We start from the raw sequence: 25,246 nt of genomic DNA, 5'->3' as shown, positions 1-25,246 counted from the left end.
CGACGGGGAGAGGAAAAGGCTCGCCCGCCCCCCTCATTCCCGCCCCCGGAAGCGACGCTGATAGGCGGCGTCATAGAGCGCGCTCTCGCGGAAATCCTCCGGCGCCAGCGCCCGGCCGACCAGGATGAGCGCGGTGCGCTCCACCGGCGCCGCTGCCACCTGCGCGACGATATCGCCCAGCGTGCCACGGATCACCCGCTCGCCCGGCCGGCTCGCCTCCACCACCACGGCGACGGGGCAATCCGACCCGTAGAGCGGCGCCAGCTCTTCGACCACCTGTTCAAGCGCGTGAATGGCGAGATGGATGGCGAGCGTCGCTCCAGTGGCGCCGAAGGCCGCCAGCGTCTCGCCTGCCGGCATCGCCGAAGCGCGGCCGGAAACGCGGGTGATGACGAGGCTCTGCGCCAACCCCGGCACGGTGAATTCCCGCCCCAGCACCGCGCTCGCCGCCGCGAAGGCCGGCACGCCGGGGGTGAGCGTGTAGGCGATGCCGTGCTTTTCCAGCCGCCGGATCTGCTCGGCCAGCGCCGAATAGATCGACAGATCGCCCGAGTGCAGCCGCGCCACATCGTGCCCCAACGCCTGCGCCGCGACGAACTCGGCCTCGATGTCGTCGAGCGAGAGCGGGGCGGTATCGACGATCCGCGCGCCCGCCGGGCACCAGGCCAGCACCTCCGGCGGCACGATCGAGCCGGCATAGAGACACACCTTGCAGCGGGCGATGAGGTCGCGCCCGCGCAGCGTCATCAGATCGGCCGCGCCGGGCCCGGCGCCGATGAAATGCACGGTCATGGCGTCTGCGCCCCCTTCTCCGCCTCGCGCGCAAAGGCGCAGGTCACCGGCCCGAGCACGAAGCGCGGCCCGATCAGCGTCGAGCGCCGCCCGGCCACCGCCAGCGCCGAGGCTTCCGCTACCGAGGGAACGCCCATCAGCGCCACGACGCGGTCGGAATGGGTCATCGCCCGCGTACCCGCCGCTTCCAGCTGGCGCTGCGGCACCATGACCAGCAACAGGCCGAGATCGAGCGCCGCCTTGATGATGCCGGCCTCGCTGCCCTTCGCCGCCGGGGTCGCCATCAGCGAGATGTCGCACAGCTTCACGCCGTGGCGCTCCATCGCCCCGCGCACGGCGGCGCACACCTCCTCCGAGGTGACGCCCCGCCGGCTGCCGACACCGGCGACGATCACGGCGCGCCTCCCGGCTTCACCCAGCTCCATTGCGTCACCGGCATCGCCGGTCGCCAGCCGGTGAGCCCGCCCACCGGCACCGCGCGGGCGATGGAGAGGCGTGTAAGGTCTCCCCCCAGCGCCGCATGGCGGGCAATGAGCAGCGCCTCGGTCTCCAGCGTCACCGCATTGGCGACCAGCCGCCCCCCGGGCTTGAGCGCGGCCAGCGCGGCGTCCATCACGCCTTCATCGCCCGCCCCGCCGCCGAGGAAGATGGCGTCCGGCGCCGGCAGGCCGGAAAGCGCCTCGGGTGCCCGACCCTCGACGATCTCCAGCCCCGGCACGCCGAGCGCGGCCGCATTGCGCCGCGCCCGTGCCGCCCGCTCCGGGTGCTCCTCAATGCCGATGGCGGCGAGCGAGGGGTCGGCCAGCATCCATTCGATGCCGACCGAACCGGCCCCGGCGCCGATGTCCCATAGAAGCTCCCCCCGGCGGGGCGCGAGGGCGGACAGCGTCACCGCGCGGATCTCGCGCTTGGTCAATTGCCCGTCATGCGCGAACAGCGCGTCCGGCAGGCCCGGCGCGCGGGCCAGGATGCGCGCGCCCTCCCCCGCCGCCACCTCGACGGCGACAAGATTCAGCGGATCGATATCATCGAGGGCGAAGCCTTCGGCCACGGTGCGGCGCACCCGCTCGCGCGGGCCGCCCAGCGCTTCCAGCACGGTGAGGTGGGAGCCGCCAAAGCCGCTTTCCACCAGCAGGCGCGCGATCTCGCCCGGCCCGGCGGCGTCGGAGGTCAGCACCAGCAGCCGGCGGCCGGGATGCAGATGCGCCCGCACCAGATCGAGCGAGCGGCCATGCACGGTGAGGCAGGTCACGTCCGCCAGCGGCCAGCCCAGCCGGGCGCAGGCGAGACTATAGGCGGAGGGCGCGGGAAAGACCCGCATCTCCTCTGCCGGCACATGGCGCGCCAGCGTGGCGCCGACGCCATGCAGGAACGGATCGCCGGAAGCGAGGACGCACACATTCCGCCCGCGCAGCGCCAGCACGGCGTCGATGCCGCGCGCGAACGGGCTCGGCCAGACCCGCGCCTCACCCTTCACCGCATCGCCGGCGAGCGCCAGATGCCGCGCGCCGCCGAACACGATCTCCGCTGCCTCCACCGCCACCCGCGCGGCGGGGGAAAGGCCCGCCAGCCCATCCTCGCCGATGCCGACAAGGGTGAGCCAGCGGTCGTCAGCGGTTGACGCGGCGGAGGCGATGGTTTCACTGCCGGGCATGAATGCTTCCGATAAGAGCCGGGAGGCTGGCGTCCCGCGCCTGCTCATCCTCGGCGGCACCGCTGAGGCCCGCGAACTCGCCACGGCGTTGCAGGCGCGCGGGGGATTCGCGCTCAGCCTGTCCCTTGCCGGGCGTACGCGCAACCCGCTCCCCTCGGACGCCCCCACCCGCTCGGGCGGCTTCGGCGGCGTGGAGGGACTCGAAGCCTATCTGAAAGCCGAGCCCATCGACGCGCTGATCGACGCCACCCATCCCTTCGCCGCCACCATGTCGCACAACGCCGCTGAGGCCGCGCACCGCGCCGGCGTGCCGCTCATCGCCTTGCTGCGCCAGCCATGGCAGCGCCAGCCGGGCGACCTCTGGACCGGCGCCGCCAGCATTCCCGAAGCGGTGGAAAAGCTCGGCCCCGCCCCGCGCCGGGTGCTGGTCGCTCTCGGCCGCAATGAGGTGCGCGCGCTGGAGGCCGCGCCGCAACATTCTTATCTCGTGCGCAGCATCGACCCCGTCGACCCGCCGCTCGCCCTGCCGCAGGCGCGCTATATCGAGGCGCGCGGCCCTTTCCCGGAGGCCGACGAGCACGCGCTGCTCAACGCCCACCGCATCGACGCCATCCTGTCCAAGAACAGCGGTGGGGAAGCGACCTATGGCAAGATCAAAGCCGCCCGCGCGCTGGGTATCGAGGTGGTGATGGTCGCCCGCCCGGTCCGCCCGCCGGTGGAGACGGTCGACAGCGTGGAACGGGTGCTGGACTGGCTGGAACGCCGCCTGCATCAATCGTCCCCGGCGCGGCGCGGCGTGTAGACCAGCGCCGGCAGGCCGGGGCGTTCCACCAGCCGCGTCTCCGGCGAGCCGACGATGATGCAGGTCGCCATGTCGGCCATATGCCCGCGTGCGTTGGCCAGCGGCACCACCCGCATCCGCTCGTCCGGCCGCCCCACCGCACGGCCGAAAATGACCGGCACGCTCGCCGGCAGCTCGGCGCGCAAAATCTCGAAGGCGGTGTCGAGCTGGTGCGGGCGGGCTTTCGACACCGGGTTGTAGAACGCCATGGCGAAGCCGGCCTGCGCCGCCAGACGCAGCCGCTTCTCGATCAGCTCCCAGGGCTTCAGGTTGTCCGAGAGCGAAATGGCGCAGAAATCATGGCCCAGCGGCGCGCCGCATTTCGCCGCCACCGCCAGCATGGCGGTGATACCAGGCACGATGGCGAGATCGAGCGCCCGCCATTCATCCGGCCCGGCCTCGATCGCCTCGATCACCGCCGCCGCCATGGCGAACACGCCGGGATCGCCGCCCGAGACCATCGCCACCGTGGCGCCCGAGGCGGCATGGGCCAGCGCCGCGCCGGCACGCACCAGTTCCTCGCGATTGTCGGAGGGGTGGCGCGCCTGCCCCTCGCGCACCGGCACGCGGGCGAGATAGGGCTCGTAGCCATAGAGCGCCTCGGCCGCGCTGAGCGCCGCGCTCGCCTCCGGGGTGAGGAAGCGCGCCTCGCCCGGGCCGAGGCCGATGACGAACAATCTGCCCTTGCTCATGCCCGAATCTCCCAGCCCGGCACCAGCACGATGGCGAAATAGGGCGCGGGCGCATCCCCGCGCGTCGCCAGCTTTTCGCACAGGCTGCCCGTCATCGTGCCGCGCTCGACATAGAGCGCCCGCTCCAGCCGTCCGGCAACCGCCAGCGCCCGGCGGATCTTCGGCAAATTGCGCCCCACCTTCATGATAACAGCCGCATCCGTGCCTTTGAGCCGGCGCGCGAGTTCCGCCTCGGAGAGCGTGCCCGGCAGAATGCTGAGCACATCGTCGCCCTGCGCGATCGGCGTTCCCGCCTGCGACCAGCAGCCCGACATGCCGGTGACGCCGGCGATGACCTCGGTCGGATAAAGGTGCGCCAGCCGCACATGCAGATGCATGTAGGAGCCGTAGAACAGCGGATCGCCTTCCGAGAGCACCGCCACGGTGCGCCCGGCTTGCAGATGCGCCGCCACCGCCTGCGCGGCCTCCTCATAGAAGCCTGTTATCGCCGTGCGATAGGGCGCCTCGTCCTTCGGCATTTCCGTGGTCACGGGATAGCCGAGCGGCAGTTCCTCCGCCCCGGCGCGGAAATGCGGGTGGGCGATGGCGCGGGCATGGCTGTTATTGCCGAGCTTGGCGAAATAGGCGACCACATCCGCGGCGCCCAGCGCCCGCACCGCCTTCAGCGTCATCAGTTCCGGGTCGCCCGGCCCGACGCCGACACCGATCAGCCGCCCCTGCGCGATCTCGCTCATAGGCCCGGCCTCGCCAGCGCGTTCACCGCCGCCGCCGTCATGGCGCTGCCCCCGAGCCTTCCGCGCACCACCAGCCACGGCACGCCATGCTCGCCCAGCGCCAGCGCGTCCTTGGATTCCGCCGCGCCGACAAAGCCGACCGGGATCCCCAGAATCGCCGCAGGCTTCGGCGCACCGGCATCGAGCATTTCCAAGAGGCGGAACAGCGCGGTCGGGGCATTGCCGATGGCGATGACCGCGCCTTCCATATGGTCGCGCCACAGTTCCAGCGCGGCGGCGGAACGGGTGGTGCCGAGCCGCTCGGCGAGAGCGGGCACGTCGGGATCGCGCAGGGTGCAGATAACGTCATTCTTCGCCGGCAGCCGGGCGCGGGTGACGCCATGCGCCACCATCTGCGCGTCGCACAGGATCGGCGCGCCGGCCTTGAGCGCGTTGCGGGCGGCGCGCACCAGATCGGGCGCGAAATCGATGGCGAAGGCGGCTTCCACCAGCCCGCAGGCATGGATCATCCGTACCGCCACATCCGCCTCGTCAGGCGTGAAGCGGCCAAGCTCGGCCTCCTCGCGGATGATGGCGAAGGAGCGCTCATAGATCGCATTGCCGTCGCGCTCATAGTCGAACGGGGTGGACACTCAGGCCAGATCCTTCTGCAACAGCTCCTGCACCGCCTCTCGCAGCTGCGCAACGGGCACGAGGCGCGCCGGCATGGCACGCGGCGTGCCTTCGACCACGAGACCCGCCCCTTCGTCCAGCCCCACGATGGTCAGCGCCGCTTTTGCAGGGTGGGCGCAGCCCTTCGGACAGCCGGACACATGGAGATCGCGCCCGCCCAGCAGCGGCACCAGCGTCGCCGCGAGTTCATGGGTGTCGAGCTGCGCGGAGGCGCAGGCCGGCTGCCCGGCGCAGGCATAGACCCGCCGGCGCGGATCTTCGGGATCGGTGAGCAGGTCGAGCCCGGCCGCCGCCTCGCGCAGAGCCGGCGCCGCCTCGGGCGCGAGCCCGACCAGCAGCAGCGCCCGCCCGGCGGCCGGTTCGGCATGGGCAACCCCGGCCCGGCGCGCCGCCGCGACGAGTTCGTCCAGCACCGCCGCCCGGATCTGCCCGAAGGCGAGGCCGATTCCGAGCGCGACGCTTCCGTCGCTGAGCCGATGCAACCCCACCGGGTCGACACCCTCCCCCGATGCGGCGACGGGCGGGGCGAGGCCGAATTCGGCGCGCAGGCTCTCCATGCCCTCCGCCGCCACAAGCTCCGCCATCCGCGCCGCCGGGCCGCGCACCGCCAACCGCTGCAGCAGCGCGATGACCACCGCCGCCGCTTGGTGCGGCGTCACCTCGCCGAGCGGCGTGCCGGCCAGCGCGAGGGACAGCCCCCTTTCCCCGGCGCTCACCGCGATATCCGCCTTCAGCCCACCGAGCCGGAACAGCCCGCCGCCATCCACCACGACAGAGGCTTTCGGCGCCAGATGCGGCACCAGCGGCGCCGCGCCGTCACTGATCGCCCGCGTCAGCGGGCGCGGGTCGACGCGCTGCAAAGGGTCCCGCCCGGCCAGCGCGCTCACCTCCACCGGAAAGCCCTGCGGCACCTCGATGCCGAGCGCCGCCACCGCCTCGGGAAGACCCGGCGCGGTGGCGGGCGTCAGCCCGCGCAATTGCAGCTTGCCGCGTGCCGTCACCTCAAGAACGCCATTGCCGCGCTCCACCGCCAGCCGCGCCAGCCCGGCGAGCTGGTCCAGGCTGAGCGGTGCCAGAGGTTGCAGCCGCGCCAGCAGCCCGTCGCCGGTTTGCATCGGTTCCGGCAGGCTGGGGCAGGCGCCCCGGCGCAGGGAGAGGCGCGCGCTCATTCCGCCGCCTCCCCCGCGAGTTGCGCGAGATCGGCGCCGACATCGTTGCGGCGCGGGTGCCAGAGCCCCTTGTCGCGCGCACCGTCGAACCGGGCGGCGATGAAGCGCGCCGCCTCGGGCGAAGCCTCCATCAGGAATTCGCGCATCCCGGCGTCGCCGACATAGGCGCCGTGCAGCGCGTCGATCAGATGGCCGGGCACCGCGCGCGTCGCCTCGGCGAAGCCGATCAGCCGGTCCACCGTCTCCGCCATCTCCGCCGCCCCGCGCGGGCCGTGGCGGGTCAGCCCTTGCAGGTAGCGCGGGTTCACCCGCCCGCGCACGATCCGCGCCAGCGCCGCCGCCAGAGGGCGGGCCGTCGGTCGGGCGGGATCGGAGATGTCGAGCACCACGAGGTCCGGTGCGCGGCCGAGCTTTTCCGCCGCCGCCGCGAAACCGCCGATAAAGGCGAGGTCGGCGTCGCCCTCCAGCAGGTCACGGCCGGGATCGTCGGCGCCGTGCACCAGCATATCCGCCGCGGCCACCCGCGCCGCGAAATCGCCCGTCGCCCGGCCCGCGCCTTCCGCCCCGCCATAGGCATAAGAGGCGCTGGCGAGATAGGCGTCCGCCAGCGCCTCCCGCTCCACCCCGTCGCCCCGGCGTTCCAGCCCGGCGCCATAGGCCCCCGGCGCGCTGCCGAAAATGCGCGCCGCATCTTCGCCCGCCGCGCGCAGCGGGTTTTCCTCCTCGCTCTCCTCGCGCCGCGCCACCGCCCGGAGCGCGGCGTCGAGGAGCGCGATCTGCGCCGGGAACAGGTCGCGGAACAGGCCCGATATGCGAAAGGTGACATCGACGCGCGGACGCCCCAGCACGGCCGGCGGCAGCACCTCGATGCCGGTGACGCGGCCCGAACCCGGGTCCCACACCGGCCGGGCGCCGATCAGCGCCAAGCCTTGCGCGATCTCCTCGCCGCCGGTGCGCAGCGTCGCGCTGCCCCAGAGGTCGAGCACGAGCGAACGCGGCCAGTCGCCATGCGCCTGCGCATAGGCGCGCACGATCTCGTCCGCCGCCATCCGGCCGATATCCATCGCGGTCGCGGTCGGCAAGGCGCGGGGATCGCTGGTGAACAGGTTCCGCCCGGTCGGCATCACGTCCGTCCGCCCGCGCCCCGGCGCGCCGGCCGGGCCGGCAGGCACGCGGCGGGCGTCCAGCGCCGCCAGCAGCCCGTCGCGCTCGGCCTCCCCGCAGGGGCCGCGACCATAGACATGGAAGCCGTCCTTCAGCCGCATCTCCTTGATGTCGCAGAGAAAGGCGTCGATCTGCCTGAGGGCCTCCTCCGGGTCGGCATCCGTGTTCAGCCCGGCGTCGCGGGCAAAACCGGTGCGGGTCGCCTCTTCGACGATCAGCCGGGCGAGGCGTTCGCGGCGGCGGCGGTCGAGCCCATCGGCCTCAGCATATTCATCCACCAGCCGCTCCAGCGCGGCGGCGTCGCCGGCGAGGCCGGCCTCCTGCGTCGGCGGCGGCAGATGGCCGAGCGTTACCGCCGCGATGCGCCGCTTGGCCTGCGCCGCCTCGCCGGGATTGGAGACGATGAAGGGGTAGGCCACCGGCAGGGCGCCGAGCACGATTTCGGGGAAACAGGCGCGGGTGAGCGCCACATGCTTGCCGGGCAGCCATTCCAGCGTGCCATGCGCGCCCATATGCACCAGCGCGTCGGCGTTCTGCTGCAGCCACAGGCCGAAGGCGACGAGCCCGTGGCGCGGCGGCAGGGCGGGATCATGATACTGCGCCCGCCGGTCCGCCGCATCGCCGCGCTCCGGCGCCAGCGCCACGGTGACGTTGCCGAAGCGGGCGGCACGGAAATGGAAGGCGCCGTCGATCAGCTCCGGGTCGTCCTCCGGCGCTCCCCAGGCGGCCTCGACAGCGGCGACGGCCTCGGACGGCAGGGTGGCGAGATGGGCGCGATAGGCGGCGAGCGAGAGAACGCCGTCCTGCGCGAAGCGCCCGCCCCTCACCGCCGCCACCAGCGCTTTCTCATCGCCCGGCACATCCTCCACCCGATAACCGGCATCCCGCAAATCCGCCAGCAGCGCCATTACGCTCGCCGGCACGTCGAGACCCACCGCCCAGCCGGTGCGGCCGGGGGCGCCGGCATAATCCGGCATCAGCACGGCGACGCGGCGCTCGCCGCGCGGGGTCTGCCGCAGCCGCACCAGGCGAGAGACGCGCTCCGCCACCTGCGCCACCCGGTCGGGCACCGGCGCGTTCACCAGCGCGGCGAAGCCGGGCACGGCGGGCGTTTCCTGCGGCGCCTTGAAGGAAAGCGCGCCGGCCAGCACCCGCCCGTCGAGTTCCGGCAGCACGACATGCATGGCGAGATCGGCGCTGGTCAGCCCCCGCACCCCCTCCGTCCAGCCGGCGCGGCTGGTGGTGCCGATAATCGCCTGCAGCACCGGCACGCCGGGCGCGTCGAGCACCGTCGCCTCGCCGGGATCGGCGGCGGCGAAGGCGGTCAGGGTGAGGATGGCGGCCGGGTCCATCTCCGCCAGCGCCGCCTTCAGGAAGGCGATGGAGGTCGGCTCCTTCAGGCTGGCAACATAGATCGGCCGAGGGTCGAGCCCGCATGCGCGAAGCGCCGCACACAGGGCCTCCACCGGCGCGGTATCGCCCGCCAGCGCCATGGAGCGGTAGAAGATGACGGGGATGGCGGGGCGGGCAGCCTCCAAAAGTGAGATGCCATCATCCCCGGGCTTGACCCGGGGACCCAGCGTTTCCGAGGTCGCGAGGCGCGGCCCCTGGGTGGCCGGGTCAAGCCCGGCCATGAGGGGGCGAGAGCGGGGAGCGCGCGGCGGAATGTCGGCAAGATGTGCCCATGCCCCGCTCCCCTCATAAAACCCCGCCAGCGGCAGGTTCTGCGGCGCCGGCGGCGGCGGGGCCATCGCCCTCCCCGCATAAGTCGCGAGCAGCCGCAGCAGCGCGCCCATATTTCCCGGCCCGCCGGCGCGGAAATAGCCGAGCAGCGCGCCCAGTTCCGCCTCGCTCAGGGTGGAGGCCTCGGCAAGGCGCGGGTCGTCGCGGTCCTCGCCCGGCAGCACGGCGAGCGTGAAGCCGCGCGCCCGCGCCTCGGCGCTGAGCCGCTCGACGCCATAGCGCCACCAGTCGAGCCCGCCGAGCAGCCGCACCACCACGATGCGGGCTCGGGTCCCCACCTTGTCGATCCACAGATCCACCGACATCGGGTGGCGCAGATCGCGCAGATTGGCGAGGCGCAGGCTGGGCAGCTCCTCGCCTAGGTCCTCGCCCCGCTCCTGCGCCCGCGCCATGGCGGCGGCGAGCGCGCCGAGATCGCTGTCGGCAAAGGACACCACCACCACCTCGCCCGGCGTCTGGCCGAGATCGACCGGCTCGACGAGATCGTCGAGGCTGGAGGAGCTGGTGGCGAGAATGTGCATGGGGAGGCGGGTCTCCTGAAATCGTCATCCCGGCCGACGCACAGCGCCGGGCCGGGATCGGTTGCCGTTCATTCCGGCCGGCGATCCCGGATCGGCCTCGCGGCCGTCCGGGATGACGGAAGGCTCACGCCGCCACGCTCGCCCCGGCGAGGATCGCTTCCACCTTCGCCCGGTCCAGCCCCTTCAGCCCGATGGCGACGAGGCGTCCGGTGCGCGCGCCCTCGCCCCAGGGGCGGTCGAAATGATGCGCCACGCGCGGGCCGACCGCCTGCACCAGCAAGCGCATCGACTTGCCGGCGACGGGCAGGAAGCCCTTCACCCGCAGCACGTCGGCCTCGTCCGCCGCCCGCGCCACCCGTGCGGAAAACTCCGCCGGGTCGGTGATTTCAGGCACTTCGACGACGAAGCTGTCGAAATCGTCATGGTCATGGTCGAGTTCGTCATCGTGATGCGTCTTGCGGTTCTCGATGTCGTTCTCGGTGCCGATGCCGAGGCCCATCAGCAGCGCCGGATCGATCCGCCCCTCGGTCACGCTCACCACCCGCACCCCCTTGGGCAGCTCGGCGTCGAGCGCGGCGCGGGCCTTGGCCTGGCCGGCGTCATCGATCAGGTCGGCCTTGGTCAGGAGGACGAGATCGGCGCAGGCGATCTGGTCGTCGAACACTTCCTCGATCGGGTCGTCATGGTCGAGGCTGTCATCGGCGGCGCGCTGGGCGGCGAGCGCGTCGTGGTCATGGGCGACGCGGCCGGAGGCCAGCGCCTCGCCATCCACCACCGCCACCACGCCGTCCACCGTCACCCGGCTCTTGATCGCCGGCCAGTGGAATGCCTGCACCAGGGGCTTGGGCAGAGCGAGGCCGGAGGTCTCGATCAGGATGTGATCGACCTTGGGCGTGCGCGCGAGAATCGCGTCGAGCGCGGGCACGAAATCATCCGCCACGGTGCAACAGATGCAGCCATTGGCGAGTTCGACGATGTTCTCCTCCGGGCAGGTGTCGATGCCGCAGCCTTTGAGGATTTCGCCGTCGATACCGACATCGCCGAACTCGTTGACGATGACCGCCAGCCTCTTGCCGCGCGCATTCTCCAGCACATGGCGGATCAGCGTCGTTTTCCCCGAGCCGAGAAAGCCGGTGACGATGGTGCAGGGAACCCGGTCGAGGGCGGTGCGGGAATCGGTGGTCATGCGGCATCTCCACGGGCAAGGGAATCGTGGGATGCGTCGGTCGCGGGGAGGAAACCCCGCGCGAAGCCGCGCGCCTCAGCACGGCTCAGCCTGTCTGCCGGGCACCCCGCCGGCACGCACGACCGGACCGCCGGCAGGTCTCCTGGCTCGCGGGTCGCCGCCTCGTCGCCGCCTTCCCGGAGAGGTCTCCAGTGGCTTCCGGCTGAGGCTCGCCGCTTACAGTTGCGGGGGCAGCCGCGGAATTGGGGCCCGAAAGCCCCGCACCGCATTCCCTCTTCGTCCCTCCCTGGCGGGAGGAAACCGACGGTCGCGGCCACTAAAGGAGCGCGCCGGAGGAATGTCAAATAAAGCGCTACGCCCCGAGGGATGGCCCCTCACTTCCTCCCTGACAGGCAGGACAGCGGCGAATGTGAAAATCGCAACTGTTTGAGCCATAGACGGTGCCGCATTTCGTGCACTCGAGTACCCATAGATGGGCAAAGCGATGATTGCCGCGGGCGCTGGTCTTTTCGCGCAATCTTTGATGCAGAGGATTCACATCTCCAGCGACCGGCATTTTTCCGTTCCCAAGTTATGGATGCTGACGCGATTGTGGGCATCAATTGCCGTGAAATACATAGCAATGTAGAGGACCCTTGGAGTTCGCAATGACTACCATCGACCGCGCCCGCGCGCCCGATATGGGCCTTGATCTGCAATGCCTCCTCGCAATGGCTCACCCGTGAGCCGGGCCCTGACCCTCGTTCTCGGCGGCGCGCGTTCGGGCAAGAGCGCCTATGCCGAAGGCCTCGTCACCGCCCTGCCGCCCCCCTGGTGCTACATCGCCACCGCACAGGCCTGGGACACGGAGATGGCCGAGCGCATCGGCGAGCACCGCGCCCGCCGCGCGGAAGGCTGGCAGACGCTGGACGCCCCGCACGACCTCGCCGGAGCGCTCAAGGCGCTGCCGCCCGGCCGGCCGGTGCTGGTGGACTGCCTCACCCTCTGGCTGTCCAACCGGCTGCTGGGGCAAGCCGACCTTGCCACGGAGTCCGCCGCGCTGGTGGAGGCGCTCGCCGCCCATGACGGGCCGATTGTGGCCGTCTCCAACGAGGTCGGCCTCTCCATCGTGCCGGACAATGCGCTGGCCCGCCGGTTCCGCGACGCGCAGGGCCGGCTCAACCAGATGGTCGCCGCCCGCGCCGAGCGTGTGGTCTTCACCGTCGCCGGCCTGCCGCTTTACGTGAAAGGAAGCGCCGCATGAGCGAGATTTCCCCCGAGGACGCCGCCCGCCACCGCGCCAAGATGGAAAAGCGCAAGGCGGTGCAGGACGCGGAAGTGGCGGAAAAGACCGTCGAAAAGGGCCTTCTGCTCGTCCATACCGGCCCCGGCAAGGGCAAGTCCACCGCCGCCTTCGGCCTTGCTCTGCGCACGCTCGGCCAGCCGGACGGGGCAAAGGTCGGCGTCGTCCAGTTCATCAAGGGCGCGTGGGATTCCGGCGAGCGCCGGGCGCTGGAAAGCTTCGGCGCGCGGGTGGAATGGCATTCCATGGGCGAGGGCTTCACCTGGGAGACGCAGGACCTCGCCCGCGACATCGCTTCCGCCCGCCGCGCCTGGGACAAGGCGCGGGAGATGATGGACGACCCCGCCTTCGGGCTGGTCATTCTGGACGAGCTGAACATCGCCCTGCGCTACGACTACCTGCCGCTGGCCGAGGTGGTGGCGACGCTCAGCGCCCGCCGCGCGGGGCTGCACATCGTCGTCACCGGCCGCAACGCCAAGGCGGAGCTGATCGAGGCCGCCGACCTTGTCACCGAGATGGGGCTGGTGAAGCACCATTTCAAAGCCGGGGTGAAGGCACAGAAGGGCATCGAATTCTGATGCGCGACCGATCGAAATCGGCACGCGGGCCGTGGCGGCGATCTCGCAATTGCGCAACGGCATTCCTATGTGAAAGCCGACGCCGGCTGTTGCGGCGTGGTTCTTTCATGGAGAAACGCTTCGATGCGTTCCACCCCCATCGCCTATCTGTTCTGGTGCTTCGGCCTGATCGGCGTGTGCGGCATCCAGCGCTTCTATACCGGCCGCTACTGGACCGGCGCCCTGTGGCTGTTGACGGTCGGCCTGCTCGGCATCGGGCAGATCATCGACCTGTTCCTCATCCCCGGCATGGTACGGGAGGCCAATCTGGAACGCCGCGTCGACTATCTCGAAGCAAGGCGCGGCTGAGGCCGGCCGCCCCCTCATCCCCGGGCTCGACCCGGGGATCCACGACGTGTGCGAGCCTTCCTGTTGCGGGCCTTTCTTTCCTCTCCCCATGGGGGAGAGGTGGCCCGCGCAGCGGGCCGGTGAGGGAGTTCCCGGCTCATCGGCCCCGAGGCCGCTCTCCCCGACGGGGAGAGGGTGCATGACCGCCGCTCGTTCTCCGCTCGCCCTCATGTTCCAGGGCACCGGCTCGGATGTCGGCAAGTCGCTCATCGTCGCCGGCCTCGCCCGCGCCTTCACCCGGCGCGGGCTCATCGTGCGCCCGTTCAAGCCGCAGAACATGTCGAACAACGCCGCCGTCACGCCCGATGGCGGCGAGATCGGCCGCGCACAGGCGCTGCAGGCCCGCGCCGCGCGCGTCGCGCCCTCCGTCCATATGAACCCTGTATTGCTCAAACCGCAGAGCGAGATCGGCGCGCAGGTCATCGTGCAGGGCCGGGCGCAGGGCACGGCGAAGGCGGCGGATTACCAGACGCTCAAACCCGCCCTCATGGCAGCCGTGCTGGACAGCTATGAGCGTCTGCGCCATGAGGCCGACCTCGTGCTGGTGGAAGGCGCCGGCTCGGCATCGGAAATCAATCTGCGCGCCAATGACATCGCCAATATGGGCTTCGCCCGCGCCGCGCAGGTGCCCGTCATCCTCATCGGCGACATCGACCGCGGCGGCGTCATCGCCAGCCTGGTCGGCACCAAGGCGGTGCTGCCGGAGGACGACGCGGCGATGATAAGCGGTTTTCTCGTCAACCGCTTTCGCGGCGACCCGGCCCTCTTCGCCGCCGGCATGGAGGCGATCGCCGCCCGCACCGGCTGGGAAGCGCTCGGCCTCATCCCCTTCTTCACCGACGCCCGCCGCCTGCCGGCGGAGGACGCGCTGGCGCTTGATGCCGCCGCTTTGCCCAAGCCGGGGGCGCGGGTGAAAATCGCCGTGCCGCTGCTGCCGCGCATCGCCAATTTCGACGATCTCGACCCGCTGGAGGCCGAGCCCGGCATCGAGGTGGTGCGCGTGCGCCCCGGCACGCCTCTGCCCGCCGATGCCGCGCTCGTCCTGCTGCCGGGCTCGAAATCCACCATCCCCGACCTTCAAGACTTCCGTCGCGAGGGCTGGGACATCGACCTCTTCGCGCATATCAGGCGTGGCGGGCGGGTGCTCGGCCTGTGCGGCGGCTACCAGATGCTGGGGCGCAGCCTCTCGGACCCCGACGGGATCGAAGGCCCGCCCGGCACCGTTGCCGGCCTCGGCCTTCTGGAGGTCGACACGGTGCTCTCAGGTGAAAAGCGGCTGGTGGCCGTCACCGGCACCGCCGGCGGCGTGCCGTTCTCCGGCTATGAAATGCATATGGGCGTGACGGAGGGCCCCGGCCGCGCCCGATCCTTCGCGCAGATCGACGGCGCCGGGCCGGAAGGCGCGGTCTCCGGGGATGGGCGGGTGATGGGCACCTATGCCCACGGCCTGTTCGCCGACGACCGCCAGCGCGCCCACTGGCTCACAACGCTCGGCGCGCCGCCGAGCGGGCTCGACTATGAGGCCGGCGTCGAGGCGACGCTCGACGCGCTGGCCGCGCATCTGGAACGCCATATCGATCTCGACCGGCTGCTGGACATCGCAACCACCTTCCCTCATGCCCGGGCTTGACCCGGGCACCCGGTGACCGGGAGCCCGGCATTCCCTGGGTCCGCGGGTCAAGCCCGCGGATGAAGGCGGGGAGTTAAAGCCCTTCCTCACCACCCCCACATGAGCAGCGCCAGCCCCGCCACCAGCGCCAGCATCACCGCATCCGCCGCGCGGTAGAGCGCCAGCGCCCGGCGGATATCGTCGGCGGTGCATTCATAGCGCCCGCCCTCGCCCATCAGCCCGTCGACCGACAGCCGGCCGCCATAATGGCGCGGCCCGGCAATGGCGATGCCGAGCGCGCCGGCCATCGCCGCCTCCGGCCAGCCGGCATTGGGCGAGCGGTGGCGGCGGGCGTCGCGCCTCATCGCCCGCCACGCCCGGCGCGGCGAGGCGCCCGGCAAGAACAGCGCCCCGGCGACGATGAGCAGGCCCGCCAGTCGCGCGGCCGGCAGGTTGATCAGGTCGTCGAACCGCGCCGAGGCCCAGCCGAAATAGAGGTGCCGCGCGTCGCGATGGCCGATCATGCTGTCGGCGGTGTTCACCCCCTTGTAGATCGCCGCGCCCGGCAGCCCGCCCACCGCCATCCACAGGGCCGGCGCCACCACCCCGTCGGAATAGTTCTCGGCCAGGCTCTCGATCGCCGCTCGCGCCACGCCGGCCTCGTCGAGCCTGTCCGGGTCGCGGCCGACAATATGCGAGACCGCCCGCCGCCCCTCTTCCAGGCTGGTCTCCAGCCCGTCCGCCACCGCCGCGACGAACTGATAGAGGCTGCGCTGCGCCAGCAGGCTGGAGCCGGCGAGCCCGGCCAGCAGCAGGCCGACCACCGGCACCCACAGCGCCAGCCCCTGTACCAGCAGCCCGGCCCCGCCGCTCACCGCTACGATCAGCACCAGCGCGCCGACGCCAGCGAGGCGCCGCTCGCGCGGGGCGGCGGCGTCGCGGTTGACATGGCGGTCGAGAGCGCCGATCAGCCGGCCGATCCACATCACGGGGTGGCCGATGCGGGCGAGCAAAAACGAGGGATAGCCGAAGGCGGCCTCGAACAGCAGCGCCGCCAGGGTTAAACCAAGAGTAAGGTCGAGGCTCATCGCAAGTGATTCTCTCGGAAAGCGCGTCTGTCGGTCTCAGCGGGCCGCCGCCGCGACCGACGAATCCCCCGGTGGCCGCGCGGCCACCATTTCCGCCCGCGCGGTCGCCAGCAAGACCCATGACGCCCCAGGGCACCTGAAACGGACGACGACGCACGGAATGAATATCCCCGTCACCTCATCGCACGGCATCCTGCCGCCTCATATCGAGGAGGCGAAGCGGGCGCGGCTCGCCGAGGTGTTCGGCTTCGACCGTTTCCGTCCCGGCCAGCAGGAGGTGGTCGATTCCATCCTCGCCGGCGTGCCGACTCTGGCGGTCATGCCGACCGGTGCGGGAAAATCGCTGTGCTACCAGCTGCCGGCGCTGGTGAAGGGCGGGCTCTCCATCGTCGTCTCGCCGCTCATCGCGCTGATGGACGACCAGGTGAACGCGCTCAAGCTGCAGGGCGTCGCCGCCGAGGCCATCCATTCGGGAAAATCCCGCGAGGAAAATGTCGCGATCTGGCGCCGCGTGGCGGCGGGCGAGGTGCGCCTGCTCTATCTCGCCCCCGAACGCCTGCTCACCGAGCGCATGCTGGCGGCGCTGTCGCGCTTCCAGCTCGGGCTGGTGGCGGTGGACGAGGCGCACTGCATCTCGCAATGGGGCCATTCCTTCCGCAATGAATATCTCGGCCTCGGCCGGCTGCGGGAGATCTTCCCCGGCCTGCCGCTGGTGGCGATGACCGCCACCGCCGACCGCGCCACCCGCGACGACATTGTCGAGCGGCTGTTCGGCGGGCAGGCGCGCGTCTTCGTCTCCGGCTTCGACCGGCCGAACATCTTCATCGGCGTCGAGGACAAGAAGGACCCGGCCCGGCAGATCGAGAGCTATGTGCGCGCCCGGCCGGGGCTTTCCGGCATCATCTACCGCATCTCGCGCAAGAAGGTGGACGAGACCGCCGAGCGCCTCGCCGCCAGCGGCATCCGCGCTTTGCCCTATCATGCCGGCATGAGCCCGGAGGCGCGCGCCGCCAATCAGGAAATCTTCCTCGCCGAGGACGGGGTGGTGATGGTCGCCACGGTCGCCTTCGGCATGGGCATCGACAAGTCGGATGTGCGCTATGTGCTGCATGCCGATGCGCCGGGCACGCTGGAATCCTATTATCAGGAGATCGGCCGCGCCGGCCGCGACGGCCAGCCGGCGGAAGCGCTGCTGCTCTATTCCGCCGGCGACATCGCCACCCGCCGCCGCTTCCTCGACGAGGAACCCTCCTCGCCCGAGCGCAAGATGGTGGAAGCCCGCCGGCTCGACGCCATGGTCGGCTTCTGCGAGGCGGTGACCTGCCGGCGCGCCGTGCTGCTCGGCTATTTCGGCGAGCGCGCCAAGGCCTGCGGCGCCTGCGATGTCTGCCGCGACCCGCCCAAGGTGATCGACGCCAGCACCGAGGCCCAGCTGGTGCTGCGGCTCGTGCGCGCCACCGGCGAGCGCTTCGGCGCCGCCTATCTCGCCAGCGTCGTCACCGGCCAGCGCACCGACGCGATCTGCGGGCGCGGCCATGACAAGCTCGCCGATTTCGGCGCGGGCGGCGACAAGCCGGCGACCGAGTGGCGCGCCTTGCTGCGCCAGCTGGTCGCCACCGGGGCGCTGCACGCCGACCCCACCCGCTTCGGCGCGCTCACCCTCACCGAAACCGGCCTCGCCGTGCTGAAGGGCACCCGCGCCTTCACGTTGCGTGCCCCGGCCAAGCGCTCGCGCGAGCGCTTCGCCCGTTCCGACAGCGGGGCGGAACTCGCCCCGGCCGAGGCGGCGCTGCTCGGCAAGCTCAAGGCGCTGCGCCGCGATCTCGCGGCCGAGCGCAACGTGCCGGCCTATGTCGTCTTCGCCGACAAGACGCTGGAAGAAATGGCGGTGGAGCACCCGCGCACGCGCAGCGAGCTCGCCAGCGTCAAGGGCGTCGGCGCCGCCAAGCTGGAGGCATTCGGGGCGGCGTTTCTTAAGATTCTCAAAGAATTCTCTTAAGAAATCCGAAGAATTCGACCCGGGAAATTTTCCACGCGCAAGAGAGTTCACGAACGGCGAATCCCTCCCTAGACTGGTGGCCAACGGACGCAAAAGTCCGGAATGAACCCTGTTCCGGGATGGAAACGATGAAGCTTCAACTTTTTGCCGCGGCGCTGGCCGCCACCTCTCTGCTCGCCACCCTGCCGCCCGCGGCGGCGCATGGCCCGACCCGCCAGAAAATCTCTGAGAAGATCGAGATCAACGCCCCGCCGGAGAAGGTGTGGGCCGTGGTCTCCAACTTCCAGGATGGCGGCTGGATTCCGGTGGTCGCCAAGACCGAGGGCACGGGCGGCAACGCTCCCGGCGCCAAGCGCACCCTCACCCTGAAGAACGGCGCCACCGTCGAGGAAGAGGTCGCCAAGTTCGAGCCGGAAAAGATGACGCTGATGTACCGCATCGACAAGGTCGACGTGGCGGTGCTGCCGGTAACGAACTACTCCTCCTGGCTCATCGTCACCCCGGCCGATGACGGCAAGAAGTCCGAGGTCGAGTGGCGCGGCGCCTTCTATCGCGGCTACCCCAATAACGACCCGCCGCCGGAGCTGAACGACGAAGCCGCCGTCAACGCGGTGACCGGCCTCTACAAGGCGGGTCTGGAAAGCCTGAAAAAGCAGATCGAGGGCGGCAGCTGAGCCGTGACGGCGCCCCCGATCTCGCGGCGCCCGGCCCCCTCTCCCCGTCGGGGAGAGGGTTGGGGTGAGGGGCGCGGGCGGCAAGACGAGCCGTCTCGCTCTCCCGGCGTCATCCCGGCCGCGCGACCGCGCGCGCCGGGATCGCGCGCCGCCTCTGTGCGATCCCGGCTCGACCTTCGGTCGTCCGGGATGACGTTCATCGGTGCACTGGCCCTCCTCACCCTCCTCGCCCCGCCCGCCCTTGCGGATGAAGCCTTCATCACCTCGCAGCCGGCCGAGACGCTGTCAGTGGTCGATCTCGCCACCCGCAAGGTCGTCGCCAGCTTGGCGATTCCCGGCAAGCCGGCCGGCATCGCCGTGAGCCCGGACGGCGCACGCGCCTTCGTCACCGCGCCGGACGGCAAGACGCTAACCATTCTCGACGCCGCCACCCGCAGCGTCACCCACCGGGTGGAGCTGGGCGGCGGCCCGCTCGGCGTCGCGGTGCATCCCTCCGGCAGCCCGGCCTATGTCGCCGACTGGTACCTGCACCGGATCAAGGCGGTGGACGCGGCGAGCGGCACCGTGACCGGCGAGGTCGCGGTCGGCCAGTCGCCCTCCGGCCTCGCGGTGACGCCGGACGGCGCGCTGCTACTCTCCGCCGACCGCGATTCCGACGCGGTGAGCCTCATCGACACCAAGACATTGACCCGGCTCGCCTCCATCCCGGTCGGCGCCCGCCCCTTCGGCGTCACCATCGATGCGGCGGGCATGCGTGCCTACACCGCCAATGTCGCCTCCAACGATGTGAGCGTGATCGACCTCAAAGCCCGCAAGGTGGTGGCGCGCGTGAAGGTCGGCGCGCGGCCCTATGCGGTGGCGCTGGCGCAGGGACGTGCCTTCGTCACCGACCAGTACGATTCGACCGTCACCGTGTTCGATACCGACACCCTGAAGACGCTCGCCACCATTCCCGTCGGCGACTATCCCGAAGGCATTGCCGCCAGCCGTGACGGCGCCTTCGTCTATGTCGCCTGCTGGGAGGCGAACACGCTGGAGATCATCGACGCTGTGACGCTGAAGGTGGTGGAGACGATCCCCGTCGCCGACGGCCCGCGCGCCTTCGGCGCCTTCATCCGCCAGAGCGGCGATTGAGCCACCCGCCCGGCTGGGTCTAGGATGCCGGCCCGGCACCCAGGAAAGGCAACGCCATGGACCCCGATTTCTGGCACAAGAAGTGGGAAGCGAACGAGATCGCCTTCCACGAGAGCGAAGCCCATCCGCTGCTGGTCCGGCATTTCTCCGCGCTCGGCCTCGCCCCCGGCGCGCGGGTGTTCGTGCCGCTCTGCGGCAAGAGCCGCGACATGAACTGGCTGCTCGGCCATGGCTATGAGGTCGCCGGCGCGGAACTGAGCCGCCTCGCCGTCGAACAGCTGTTCGCCGAACTCGGCGTCGCCCCCGAGATCACCGAGATCGGCCCGCTGGAGCGCTTCGCGGCGGAAGGCATCGCCATCTATGTCGGCGACATCTTCGACCTCACCCGCGACACGCTCGGCCCGGTCGATGCCGTCTATGACCGCGCCGCGCTGGTCGCGCTGCCGGAAGCGATGCGGGCGCGCTATGCCGGCCATCTCGTGCATCTCACGCACAGCGCCCGGCAATTACTGATCACCTTCGATTACGACCCGCTGCTCACCGTCGGCCCGCCCTTCTCCGTCAACGAGCACGAGGTGCGCCGGCACTATGGCGCGGCCTATCACGTGACCCTTTTGGAAAAGCACCCGCTCAAGGGCGGGCTGCGCGGCAAGGAACCGGTGGCCGAGGAAGCCTGGAAGCTGGAGCGGCGCTGACCGCCCGCTCCCCCCTCCGGCCCGGGCGTGCCCCGGGCACCCAGAGGCTTGGGAGGACGCCTCCCGCCTTGGGCAGAGCCGCCGGCGCAAGTCTGGATCCCCGGGTCAAGCCCGGGGATGAGGGCGCCCGCGCGCCCGCCCCCCTCAGATCGCGTAATCGCCCGGCTGCTGCGCCGGCGGCGCCTTGGTGTCGACGCCCGGCCCGCCGGAAGCGAACAGGCGGGCGCGGTCGAGCCGCACCGCCACCTTCTCGCCGATCGGCACCCGCACCGTGGGGGCGATGTCGGCTTCCAGCACCGCATTGCCGACCGCGATCTCCACCCGGCGAATGGCGCCGTGGCGGCGGAAGGCCCGCACCTGCCCCTTCAGCCCCTCCGTGCCCGGCAGGCCCAGCGTCACATCGTGCGGGCGCACATAGAGCAGGCCCGGCCCGTCCGGCACCCCTTGCGTCGCCGCGGCGATGGCGGTGGCGCCGGCCAGCGCGACGCCGCCCTTGACCTCGACCTCGATCCGGCTCGATTCGCCCATGAAGCCGAACACAGCGGCCGTCTCCGGCCGGTCATAGACATCGTCCGGCGTGCCGACCTGCTCGATCTTGCCCTTGCCCATCACCACCACGCGGTCGGCGAGTTCAAGCGCCTCCTCCTGGTCGTGGGTGACGAACAGGGTGGTGTGGCCGGTGCGGTCGTGCAGCTCGCGCAGCCAGCGGCGCAGTTCCTTGCGCACCAGCGCGTCGAGCGCGCCGAAGGGTTCGTCCAGCAGCAGCACCTTGGGCTCGATGGCGAGCGCGCGGGCAAGCGCCACGCGCTGGCGCTGGCCGCCGGAAAGCTGCGCCGGGAAGCGTCCGCCAAAGGCTTCCAGCTGCACCAGCGCCAGAAGATCGGCGACGCGCGAGCGGATCTCGGCCTCCGAAGGCCGCTCGGCGCGCGGGCGCGAGCGCAGGCCGAAGGCGACGTTCTCGGCCACCGTCATGTGGCGGAACAGGGCGTAATTCTGGAACACGAAGCCGATGCCGCGCCGGCGCACCGGCACGGAAAGCGCGTCCTCTCCATTGAACAGCACGCGCCCATGGCTCGGCTGTTCCAGCCCGGCGACGATGCGCAGCAGCGTGGTCTTGCCCGATCCCGAAGGCCCGAGCAGCGCCACCAGCTCGCTGGGCTTCACATCCAGCGACACGTTGGAAAGCGCCGGCGCGCCGCTGCCGAAGCTCTTGCCGACCTGGTCGATGGTGACGGCGACCGTCATGAATTCACTCTCATTAGATGTACTAAATGGAATTATCCGCAAGATATCCGAAAATTCGCCGCTGTGAACCCCGCAACGCGCCGCGCCCCGGCATCCGCCCCATGGCGGAAGATGCGCGAATGCGGCTAAAAGGGGCGACCTTACCGGAAGTTCCCGCCATGACCGATCCCGCCGCCCCGCTCCTCCTCAATCTTGACGGCTACACGCCCCTGCCGCCCGGCAAGATCGCGGGGGTGGTGACGATGCTTGACATGACCGCCCCGCCCCCGCCTTTGCCGGAGCGGGCGACGGAGGGGCTGACGCTGGAGCGGATGCCCGCGCCTGATGTCGCCTGGTACCGCGCCCTGTTCCGCCGCGTCGGCGAGGACTGGCTGTGGTTCTCGCGGCTGCGCATGAGCGATAGCGAACTGGCCGCCATCATCCAGCACCCCGCGGTGGATGTGCTGGTGCTGCGCAAGGACGGCGTGGACGCCGGCTATATCGAACTTGATGGCCGCGAACCGGGGGAGATCGAGCTGGCCTTTGTCGGGCTGGTGCCCGAAATGGTGGGCAGCGGCGCCGGGCGCTTCATGATGAACCGGGCGCTGGCGCGCGCCTGGGAACGCCAGCCCCGGCGGGTGCATGTGCACACCTGCACCCATGACAAGCAGGGCGCGCTGACTTTCTACATCAAGGCCGGTTTCCGCCCCTATGCGAGCGCGGTGGAGATCGTCGACGATCCCCGCCTCGCCGGCCTGTTGGCACGCGAGGCGGCGCCGCATGTGCCGGTCATTCGCCCGGCCGACTGAGAGGATTCAGGCGCCGAGCACGGCGCGTGCGCGGCCGGCGATGTTGCGCGGGGTCATTTCCACCGGCGCCTCGATCCGCTCGCGCTCGCCCAGCGCCTCGATCTTCTTGAGCTCGTCCAGCGCGTCTTCCAGCGCCAGCCGCGCCTCGCTGAGCTGGCCTTTCAGCTCGTCGGCGGAGCGGCGCATATTGTCGCGGCGGGTGGCGGCGGCGCGGGCATAGGTGGAATAGGCGAAATGCTGGGTGTCGGTGATGCCCGAGCGCTGTTCCTCGGCGTCGATCTCGCGTTCCAGGTCGCGTGCCATGCGGTCGAAATCCGCGATCATGGTCTCGATCTGGGCGAGATGGCGGCGCTTTTCCTCCGCCTGGAAGCGCTTGAGGCGAATAAGGGTATCCAGCGACTTCATGGTCGGCACAACTCCGTTCCGTCGTCCGCCCGCATCCCCGATGGGCGCGACAAGGCGGCCGTCACGTACCGCCATCACGCTGCGGCAAAGCCATTTTCGACAACAGATATTGCCGCTTCCTTACTCTTTCGTCGGAAAAGGGTGCTGGGCTGGGGGAAAGCGCCCGCAGGCCTCCGGATCGAAACGATTTGTTTACCGGGCTCATTAATGATCGCGATGTCGTCCGGTGGGGTCAGGCTTTCGCGAAAGCGGAGTCGAGAGACTCACTTAGGCATGCTTGTTAAGATTCGACTCTAAAGACCGGGATCTGGAATTCCAATTTTCGAACAAACTCTTGGCGGAAGACTCGAAGATAATTCGGATCGCCGCTTGTGCTCGGGAATCGGTTTTTGTTACCCCTTGTCTCACGAGTAACGAATCGGTGTGTGTCGGCCGGGCGCGGGGTGGGGTCACGCTCGGCTTGAAAGAGTCGTGTTGAGCGCTGACCCCCCCGGGGCCATGGCGAGGGAAGGGGATTGGCATGCGCGTCTTGCTCATCGAGGACGACCGCGCGACCGCGCAGAGCATCGAGCTGATGCTCAAGTCCGAGAACTTCAACGTCTACACGACCGATCTCGGTGAAGAGGGCGTCGATCTCGGCAAACTCTATGATTACGACATCATCCTCCTGGACCTCAACCTGCCCGACATGTCGGGCTATGACGTCCTCAAGGGGCTGCGCGTCGCCAAGGTGAAGACGCCGATCCTCATCCTCTCCGGCCTCGCCGGCATCGAGGACAAGGTGAAGGGCCTCGGCTTCGGCGCCGACGACTATCTCACCAAGCCGTTCCACAAGGACGAGCTGGTCGCCCGCATCCACGCCATCGTGCGCCGCTCCAAGGGGCATGCGCAGTCGGTCATCACCACGGGCGATCTCGTGGTCAATCTCGACACCAAGACGGTCGAGGTCGCCGGCAACCGCGTGCATCTGACGGGCAAGGAGTACCAGATGCTGGAGCTCCTCTCCCTGCGCAAGGGCACGACCCTGACCAAGGAGATGTTCCTGAACCATCTCTATGGCGGCATGGACGAGCCGGAACTGAAGATCATCGACGTGTTCATCTGCAAGCTGCGCAAGAAGCTGGCCAATGCCTCGCAGGGACACAATTTCATCGAGACGGTCTGGGGCCGCGGCTATGTGCTGCGCGACGCCGGCAACGAGTCGGACCGCCTGTCCGCCTGACCGCCCGCTGCTCCGATCCTCCCCGACTGAAAGCCCCGCCGCAAGGCGGGGTTTTTGTTTTGGGGCACCCCCCCGGACGGCCGCGCGGCCGTCCGGGAGAGCCTTCGACGCCGCGCTACTTCGCGTTCTTCGCCAGCCAGGCCTTCAGGAAGGCGATCTCGCCCTCCTGCGCCTTGATGATCTCCTGCGCCAGCGCCCGCAGCTCCGGGTCCTTGCCGTGTTCCAGCTCGATCCGCGCCATGTCGATCGCCCCCTGGTGATGGGGGATCATGCCGCGGGCAAAGTCGATATCGGCATTGCCGGTGAAGGGGATCGCCATCCCCTCATGCATGCGGGCATTGGCGGCCTCGAAGGCCTGGGTCGAGGGGCTCGCGGCGCTCATTTGGGCGCTGTGGTCCATCGCGCCATGGTCCATGCCGGGCATGGGGGCGGTCGCCGGCTGCGCCAGCAGCGGCATGGGCAGGGCGAAGCCGGCGGCGAGCAGCGCCGCGCAAAGGGTACGGTTCATGTGAAAAATCCTCTGATGGTGGGAAAGCGGCCGCTCCGGCCGCGCGAGACCGATCAGAGAAAGCGCGGCGGCGGCACCGGGATGGCCGGGGCAAGGCCCGCCCGCGTCGTCTCCGCCCGCACGGCCGGGCGCGCGGACACCGCCTCCGGCACCGGCAGGGCGGGCGTGCTGAGCGGGGGCAGCACGGTCTGGGTCAGCACGCAGCACAGATGCGACGCGGCCGGCTTCTGCGCGGGGGTGACAGTTTGCGACGCCTGCGCCACTGCTTGCGCCGCTTGCGACGCCGTCTCGTGGCAGGGCATGGCGGGGGCGGACGCTGCCGGAACCGGCGCCGCCATTGCCCGCGCCGCCGCGACCGGGCTCGCCAGAGCGGCGCCCAGCGCACACAGCGCCAGCAGCAGGCGGAGCCATCGAAGCCGCATCATCCCTCCTGTGAAGGCCCGCGCAGGCGCACGGCCGACCGA

The 25,246-nt window shown here is 70.5% G+C and carries 25 protein-coding genes and 1 riboswitch; of the genes, 11 read left to right on the top strand and 14 right to left on the bottom strand.

Going from position 1 to position 25,246, the window contains the following annotated elements:
- Nucleotides 1–33: 33 nt before the first annotated feature.
- From cobM to cbiE, 3 genes are read right to left on the bottom strand one after another with little or no spacing between them, the layout of a single operon-like run.
- On the bottom strand, nucleotides 34–792 hold the full coding sequence (cobM, locus tag J2S75_RS10300; protein WP_307019773.1) for a precorrin-4 C(11)-methyltransferase: 759 nt from the start codon (nucleotides 790–792) through the stop codon (nucleotides 34–36).
- Complete coding sequence (locus J2S75_RS10295) at nucleotides 789–1,187, bottom strand: cobalamin biosynthesis protein (protein ID WP_307019772.1); 399 nt, start codon at nucleotides 1,185–1,187, stop codon at nucleotides 789–791. Before J2S75_RS10295 ends, cobM begins: the two co-directional genes overlap by 4 nt.
- The gene (cbiE, locus tag J2S75_RS10290; protein WP_307019771.1) at nucleotides 1,184–2,446 is read right to left on the bottom strand and encodes a precorrin-6y C5,15-methyltransferase (decarboxylating) subunit CbiE; all 1,263 of its coding nucleotides are present in this window, start codon (nucleotides 2,444–2,446) and stop codon (nucleotides 1,184–1,186) included. The genes J2S75_RS10295 and cbiE overlap by 4 nt, the downstream gene beginning before the upstream one ends.
- On the opposite strand from cbiE, the gene J2S75_RS10285 reads away from it, so the two are divergent.
- Nucleotides 2,445–3,248: a cobalt-precorrin-6A reductase gene (locus J2S75_RS10285; RefSeq protein WP_307019770.1), complete on the top strand. Its 804-nt coding sequence runs from the start codon at nucleotides 2,445–2,447 to the stop codon at nucleotides 3,246–3,248. The two genes, cbiE and J2S75_RS10285, sit on opposite strands and share 2 nt — an antisense overlap.
- On the opposite strand, the gene J2S75_RS10280 is transcribed toward J2S75_RS10285, so the two are convergent.
- The 6 genes from J2S75_RS10280 to cobW form a co-directional block, all read right to left on the bottom strand.
- Nucleotides 3,218–3,979: a precorrin-3B C(17)-methyltransferase gene (locus tag J2S75_RS10280; protein WP_307019769.1), complete on the bottom strand. Its 762-nt coding sequence runs from the start codon at nucleotides 3,977–3,979 to the stop codon at nucleotides 3,218–3,220. The two genes, J2S75_RS10285 and J2S75_RS10280, sit on opposite strands and share 31 nt — an antisense overlap.
- Nucleotides 3,976–4,713 carry a precorrin-2 C(20)-methyltransferase gene (locus J2S75_RS10275; protein ID WP_307019768.1) on the bottom strand — a complete coding sequence of 246 codons (738 nt, stop codon included), beginning with the start codon at nucleotides 4,711–4,713 and terminating at the stop codon, nucleotides 3,976–3,978. Before J2S75_RS10275 ends, J2S75_RS10280 begins: the two co-directional genes overlap by 4 nt.
- On the bottom strand, nucleotides 4,710–5,345 hold the full coding sequence (locus J2S75_RS10270) for a precorrin-8X methylmutase (RefSeq protein ID WP_307019767.1): 636 nt from the start codon (nucleotides 5,343–5,345) through the stop codon (nucleotides 4,710–4,712). The genes J2S75_RS10275 and J2S75_RS10270 overlap by 4 nt, the downstream gene beginning before the upstream one ends.
- Complete coding sequence (gene cobG, locus J2S75_RS10265; RefSeq protein WP_307019766.1) at nucleotides 5,346–6,554, bottom strand: precorrin-3B synthase; 1,209 nt, start codon at nucleotides 6,552–6,554, stop codon at nucleotides 5,346–5,348. It abuts the gene before it with no gap.
- A complete protein-coding gene (cobN, locus tag J2S75_RS10260) occupies nucleotides 6,551–9,982 on the bottom strand; it encodes a cobaltochelatase subunit CobN (RefSeq protein ID WP_307019765.1) in 3,432 nt (1,143 codons plus the stop codon). Before cobN ends, cobG begins: the two co-directional genes overlap by 4 nt.
- A 124-nt stretch (nucleotides 9,983–10,106) precedes the next feature.
- On the bottom strand, nucleotides 10,107–11,168 hold the full coding sequence (gene cobW, locus J2S75_RS10255; RefSeq protein WP_307019764.1) for a cobalamin biosynthesis protein CobW: 1,062 nt from the start codon (nucleotides 11,166–11,168) through the stop codon (nucleotides 10,107–10,109).
- A gap of 115 nt (nucleotides 11,169–11,283) precedes the next feature.
- A riboswitch (cobalamin riboswitch) is annotated at nucleotides 11,284–11,488 on the bottom strand.
- Nucleotides 11,489–11,865: 377 nt separating this feature from the next.
- On the opposite strand from cobW, the gene cobU reads away from it, so the two are divergent.
- The 4 genes from cobU (at nucleotide 11,866) to J2S75_RS10235 (ending at nucleotide 15,045) form a co-directional block, all read left to right on the top strand.
- Nucleotides 11,866–12,411, top strand: coding sequence for a bifunctional adenosylcobinamide kinase/adenosylcobinamide-phosphate guanylyltransferase (gene cobU, locus J2S75_RS10250; protein ID WP_307019762.1), 546 nt, complete (start codon nucleotides 11,866–11,868; stop codon nucleotides 12,409–12,411).
- On the top strand, nucleotides 12,408–13,028 hold the full coding sequence (cobO, locus tag J2S75_RS10245) for a cob(I)yrinic acid a,c-diamide adenosyltransferase (RefSeq protein WP_307019761.1): 621 nt from the start codon (nucleotides 12,408–12,410) through the stop codon (nucleotides 13,026–13,028). The genes cobU and cobO overlap by 4 nt, the downstream gene beginning before the upstream one ends.
- 123 nt (nucleotides 13,029–13,151) lie before the next feature.
- On the top strand, nucleotides 13,152–13,376 hold the full coding sequence (locus J2S75_RS10240; protein WP_244375471.1) for an NINE protein: 225 nt from the start codon (nucleotides 13,152–13,154) through the stop codon (nucleotides 13,374–13,376).
- 178 nt (nucleotides 13,377–13,554) lie between these two features.
- Entirely contained in the window at nucleotides 13,555–15,045 is a 1,491-nt protein-coding gene (locus tag J2S75_RS10235) for a cobyric acid synthase (protein WP_307019760.1), read from the top strand.
- Nucleotides 15,046–15,131: 86 nt separating this feature from the next.
- Here J2S75_RS10235 and cbiB read toward each other — a convergent pair whose 3' ends face one another.
- The gene (gene cbiB, locus J2S75_RS10230; RefSeq protein ID WP_307019759.1) at nucleotides 15,132–16,112 is read right to left on the bottom strand and encodes an adenosylcobinamide-phosphate synthase CbiB; all 981 of its coding nucleotides are present in this window, start codon (nucleotides 16,110–16,112) and stop codon (nucleotides 15,132–15,134) included.
- A 160-nt stretch (nucleotides 16,113–16,272) separates the two neighbouring features.
- Between cbiB and recQ the strand changes: the two genes are divergently transcribed.
- From recQ to tmpT, 4 genes are all read left to right on the top strand, one after another.
- Entirely contained in the window at nucleotides 16,273–18,111 is a 1,839-nt protein-coding gene (recQ, locus tag J2S75_RS10225) for a DNA helicase RecQ (protein ID WP_307019758.1), read from the top strand.
- Between the two features lie 128 nt (nucleotides 18,112–18,239).
- Nucleotides 18,240–18,785, top strand: a complete 546-nt coding sequence (locus J2S75_RS10220) for an SRPBCC family protein (protein WP_244375465.1) — start codon at nucleotides 18,240–18,242, stop codon at nucleotides 18,783–18,785.
- A gap of 189 nt (nucleotides 18,786–18,974) precedes the next feature.
- Nucleotides 18,975–19,919, top strand: coding sequence for a YVTN family beta-propeller repeat protein (locus J2S75_RS10215; protein WP_307019756.1), 945 nt, complete (start codon nucleotides 18,975–18,977; stop codon nucleotides 19,917–19,919).
- Between the two features lie 56 nt (nucleotides 19,920–19,975).
- Nucleotides 19,976–20,614, top strand: a complete 639-nt coding sequence (tmpT, locus tag J2S75_RS10210) for a thiopurine S-methyltransferase (RefSeq protein ID WP_307019755.1) — start codon at nucleotides 19,976–19,978, stop codon at nucleotides 20,612–20,614.
- Between the two features lie 144 nt (nucleotides 20,615–20,758).
- Here the strand turns inward: tmpT and J2S75_RS10205 are convergent, their stop codons facing one another.
- The gene (locus J2S75_RS10205; RefSeq protein WP_244375459.1) at nucleotides 20,759–21,859 is read right to left on the bottom strand and encodes a sulfate/molybdate ABC transporter ATP-binding protein; all 1,101 of its coding nucleotides are present in this window, start codon (nucleotides 21,857–21,859) and stop codon (nucleotides 20,759–20,761) included.
- A gap of 158 nt (nucleotides 21,860–22,017) precedes the next feature.
- Here J2S75_RS10205 and J2S75_RS10200 point away from each other — a divergent pair, with 158 nt between their 5' ends.
- Nucleotides 22,018–22,647: a GNAT family N-acetyltransferase gene (locus J2S75_RS10200; RefSeq protein ID WP_307019753.1), complete on the top strand. Its 630-nt coding sequence runs from the start codon at nucleotides 22,018–22,020 to the stop codon at nucleotides 22,645–22,647.
- 6 nt (nucleotides 22,648–22,653) lie between these two features.
- Here J2S75_RS10200 and J2S75_RS10195 read toward each other — a convergent pair whose 3' ends face one another.
- Nucleotides 22,654–23,052, bottom strand: coding sequence for a flagellar export protein FliJ (locus J2S75_RS10195; protein WP_307019751.1), 399 nt, complete (start codon nucleotides 23,050–23,052; stop codon nucleotides 22,654–22,656).
- A gap of 520 nt (nucleotides 23,053–23,572) precedes the next feature.
- Here J2S75_RS10195 and ctrA point away from each other — a divergent pair.
- Complete coding sequence (gene ctrA / locus J2S75_RS10190) at nucleotides 23,573–24,274, top strand: response regulator transcription factor CtrA (RefSeq protein ID WP_091435836.1); 702 nt, start codon at nucleotides 23,573–23,575, stop codon at nucleotides 24,272–24,274.
- 115 nt (nucleotides 24,275–24,389) lie between these two features.
- Here ctrA and copM read toward each other — a convergent pair whose 3' ends face one another.
- Together copM and J2S75_RS10180 are read right to left on the bottom strand one after the other, a co-directional pair.
- Nucleotides 24,390–24,782 carry a CopM family metallochaperone gene (copM, locus tag J2S75_RS10185; RefSeq protein WP_307019749.1) on the bottom strand — a complete coding sequence of 131 codons (393 nt, stop codon included), beginning with the start codon at nucleotides 24,780–24,782 and terminating at the stop codon, nucleotides 24,390–24,392.
- Between the two features lie 53 nt (nucleotides 24,783–24,835).
- Nucleotides 24,836–25,204, bottom strand: a complete 369-nt coding sequence (locus J2S75_RS10180) for a hypothetical protein (RefSeq protein ID WP_307019748.1) — start codon at nucleotides 25,202–25,204, stop codon at nucleotides 24,836–24,838.
- Between the last annotated feature and the right edge of the window lie 42 nt (nucleotides 25,205–25,246).

It is taken from the genome of Ancylobacter polymorphus, assembly GCF_030813495.1.
Lineage (GTDB): Bacteria > Pseudomonadota > Alphaproteobacteria > Rhizobiales > Xanthobacteraceae > Ancylobacter > Ancylobacter polymorphus.
Note: the sequence above shows the minus strand (reverse complement) of the source record. Positions and strands in the feature narration are given on the sequence as shown.

Bases quoted from the DNA above. Each gene is read 5' to 3' on its own strand.
- J2S75_RS10215 (WP_307019756.1), top strand. From the start codon at position 18,975: ATGACGTTCATCGGTGCACTGGCCCTCCTCACCCTCCTCGCCCCGCCC.
- cobW (WP_307019764.1), bottom strand. From the start codon at position 11,168: ATGACCACCGATTCCCGCACCGCCCTCGACCGGGTTCCCTGCACCATC.
- J2S75_RS10285 (WP_307019770.1), top strand. From the start codon at position 2,445: ATGAATGCTTCCGATAAGAGCCGGGAGGCTGGCGTCCCGCGCCTGCTC.
- J2S75_RS10275 (WP_307019768.1), bottom strand. From the start codon at position 4,713: ATGAGCGAGATCGCGCAGGGGCGGCTGATCGGTGTCGGCGTCGGGCCG.
- J2S75_RS10195 (WP_307019751.1), bottom strand. From the start codon at position 23,052: ATGAAGTCGCTGGATACCCTTATTCGCCTCAAGCGCTTCCAGGCGGAG.
- J2S75_RS10240 (WP_244375471.1), top strand. From the start codon at position 13,152: ATGCGTTCCACCCCCATCGCCTATCTGTTCTGGTGCTTCGGCCTGATC.
- J2S75_RS10200 (WP_307019753.1), top strand. From the start codon at position 22,018: ATGACCGATCCCGCCGCCCCGCTCCTCCTCAATCTTGACGGCTACACG.
- tmpT (WP_307019755.1), top strand. From the start codon at position 19,976: ATGGACCCCGATTTCTGGCACAAGAAGTGGGAAGCGAACGAGATCGCC.
- J2S75_RS10180 (WP_307019748.1), bottom strand. From the start codon at position 25,204: ATGCGGCTTCGATGGCTCCGCCTGCTGCTGGCGCTGTGTGCGCTGGGC.
- J2S75_RS10220 (WP_244375465.1), top strand. From the start codon at position 18,240: ATGAAGCTTCAACTTTTTGCCGCGGCGCTGGCCGCCACCTCTCTGCTC.
- cobG (WP_307019766.1), bottom strand. From the start codon at position 6,554: ATGAGCGCGCGCCTCTCCCTGCGCCGGGGCGCCTGCCCCAGCCTGCCG.
- J2S75_RS10280 (WP_307019769.1), bottom strand. From the start codon at position 3,979: ATGAGCAAGGGCAGATTGTTCGTCATCGGCCTCGGCCCGGGCGAGGCG.
- cobN (WP_307019765.1), bottom strand. From the start codon at position 9,982: ATGCACATTCTCGCCACCAGCTCCTCCAGCCTCGACGATCTCGTCGAG.
- cobM (WP_307019773.1), bottom strand. From the start codon at position 792: ATGACCGTGCATTTCATCGGCGCCGGGCCCGGCGCGGCCGATCTGATG.
- cbiE (WP_307019771.1), bottom strand. From the start codon at position 2,446: ATGCCCGGCAGTGAAACCATCGCCTCCGCCGCGTCAACCGCTGACGAC.
- cobO (WP_307019761.1), top strand. From the start codon at position 12,408: ATGAGCGAGATTTCCCCCGAGGACGCCGCCCGCCACCGCGCCAAGATG.
- J2S75_RS10205 (WP_244375459.1), bottom strand. From the start codon at position 21,859: ATGACGGTCGCCGTCACCATCGACCAGGTCGGCAAGAGCTTCGGCAGC.
- copM (WP_307019749.1), bottom strand. From the start codon at position 24,782: ATGAACCGTACCCTTTGCGCGGCGCTGCTCGCCGCCGGCTTCGCCCTG.
- ctrA (WP_091435836.1), top strand. From the start codon at position 23,573: ATGCGCGTCTTGCTCATCGAGGACGACCGCGCGACCGCGCAGAGCATC.
- J2S75_RS10235 (WP_307019760.1), top strand. From the start codon at position 13,555: ATGACCGCCGCTCGTTCTCCGCTCGCCCTCATGTTCCAGGGCACCGGC.
- cbiB (WP_307019759.1), bottom strand. From the start codon at position 16,112: ATGAGCCTCGACCTTACTCTTGGTTTAACCCTGGCGGCGCTGCTGTTC.
- cobU (WP_307019762.1), top strand. From the start codon at position 11,866: ATGCCTCCTCGCAATGGCTCACCCGTGAGCCGGGCCCTGACCCTCGTT.
- recQ (WP_307019758.1), top strand. From the start codon at position 16,273: ATGAATATCCCCGTCACCTCATCGCACGGCATCCTGCCGCCTCATATC.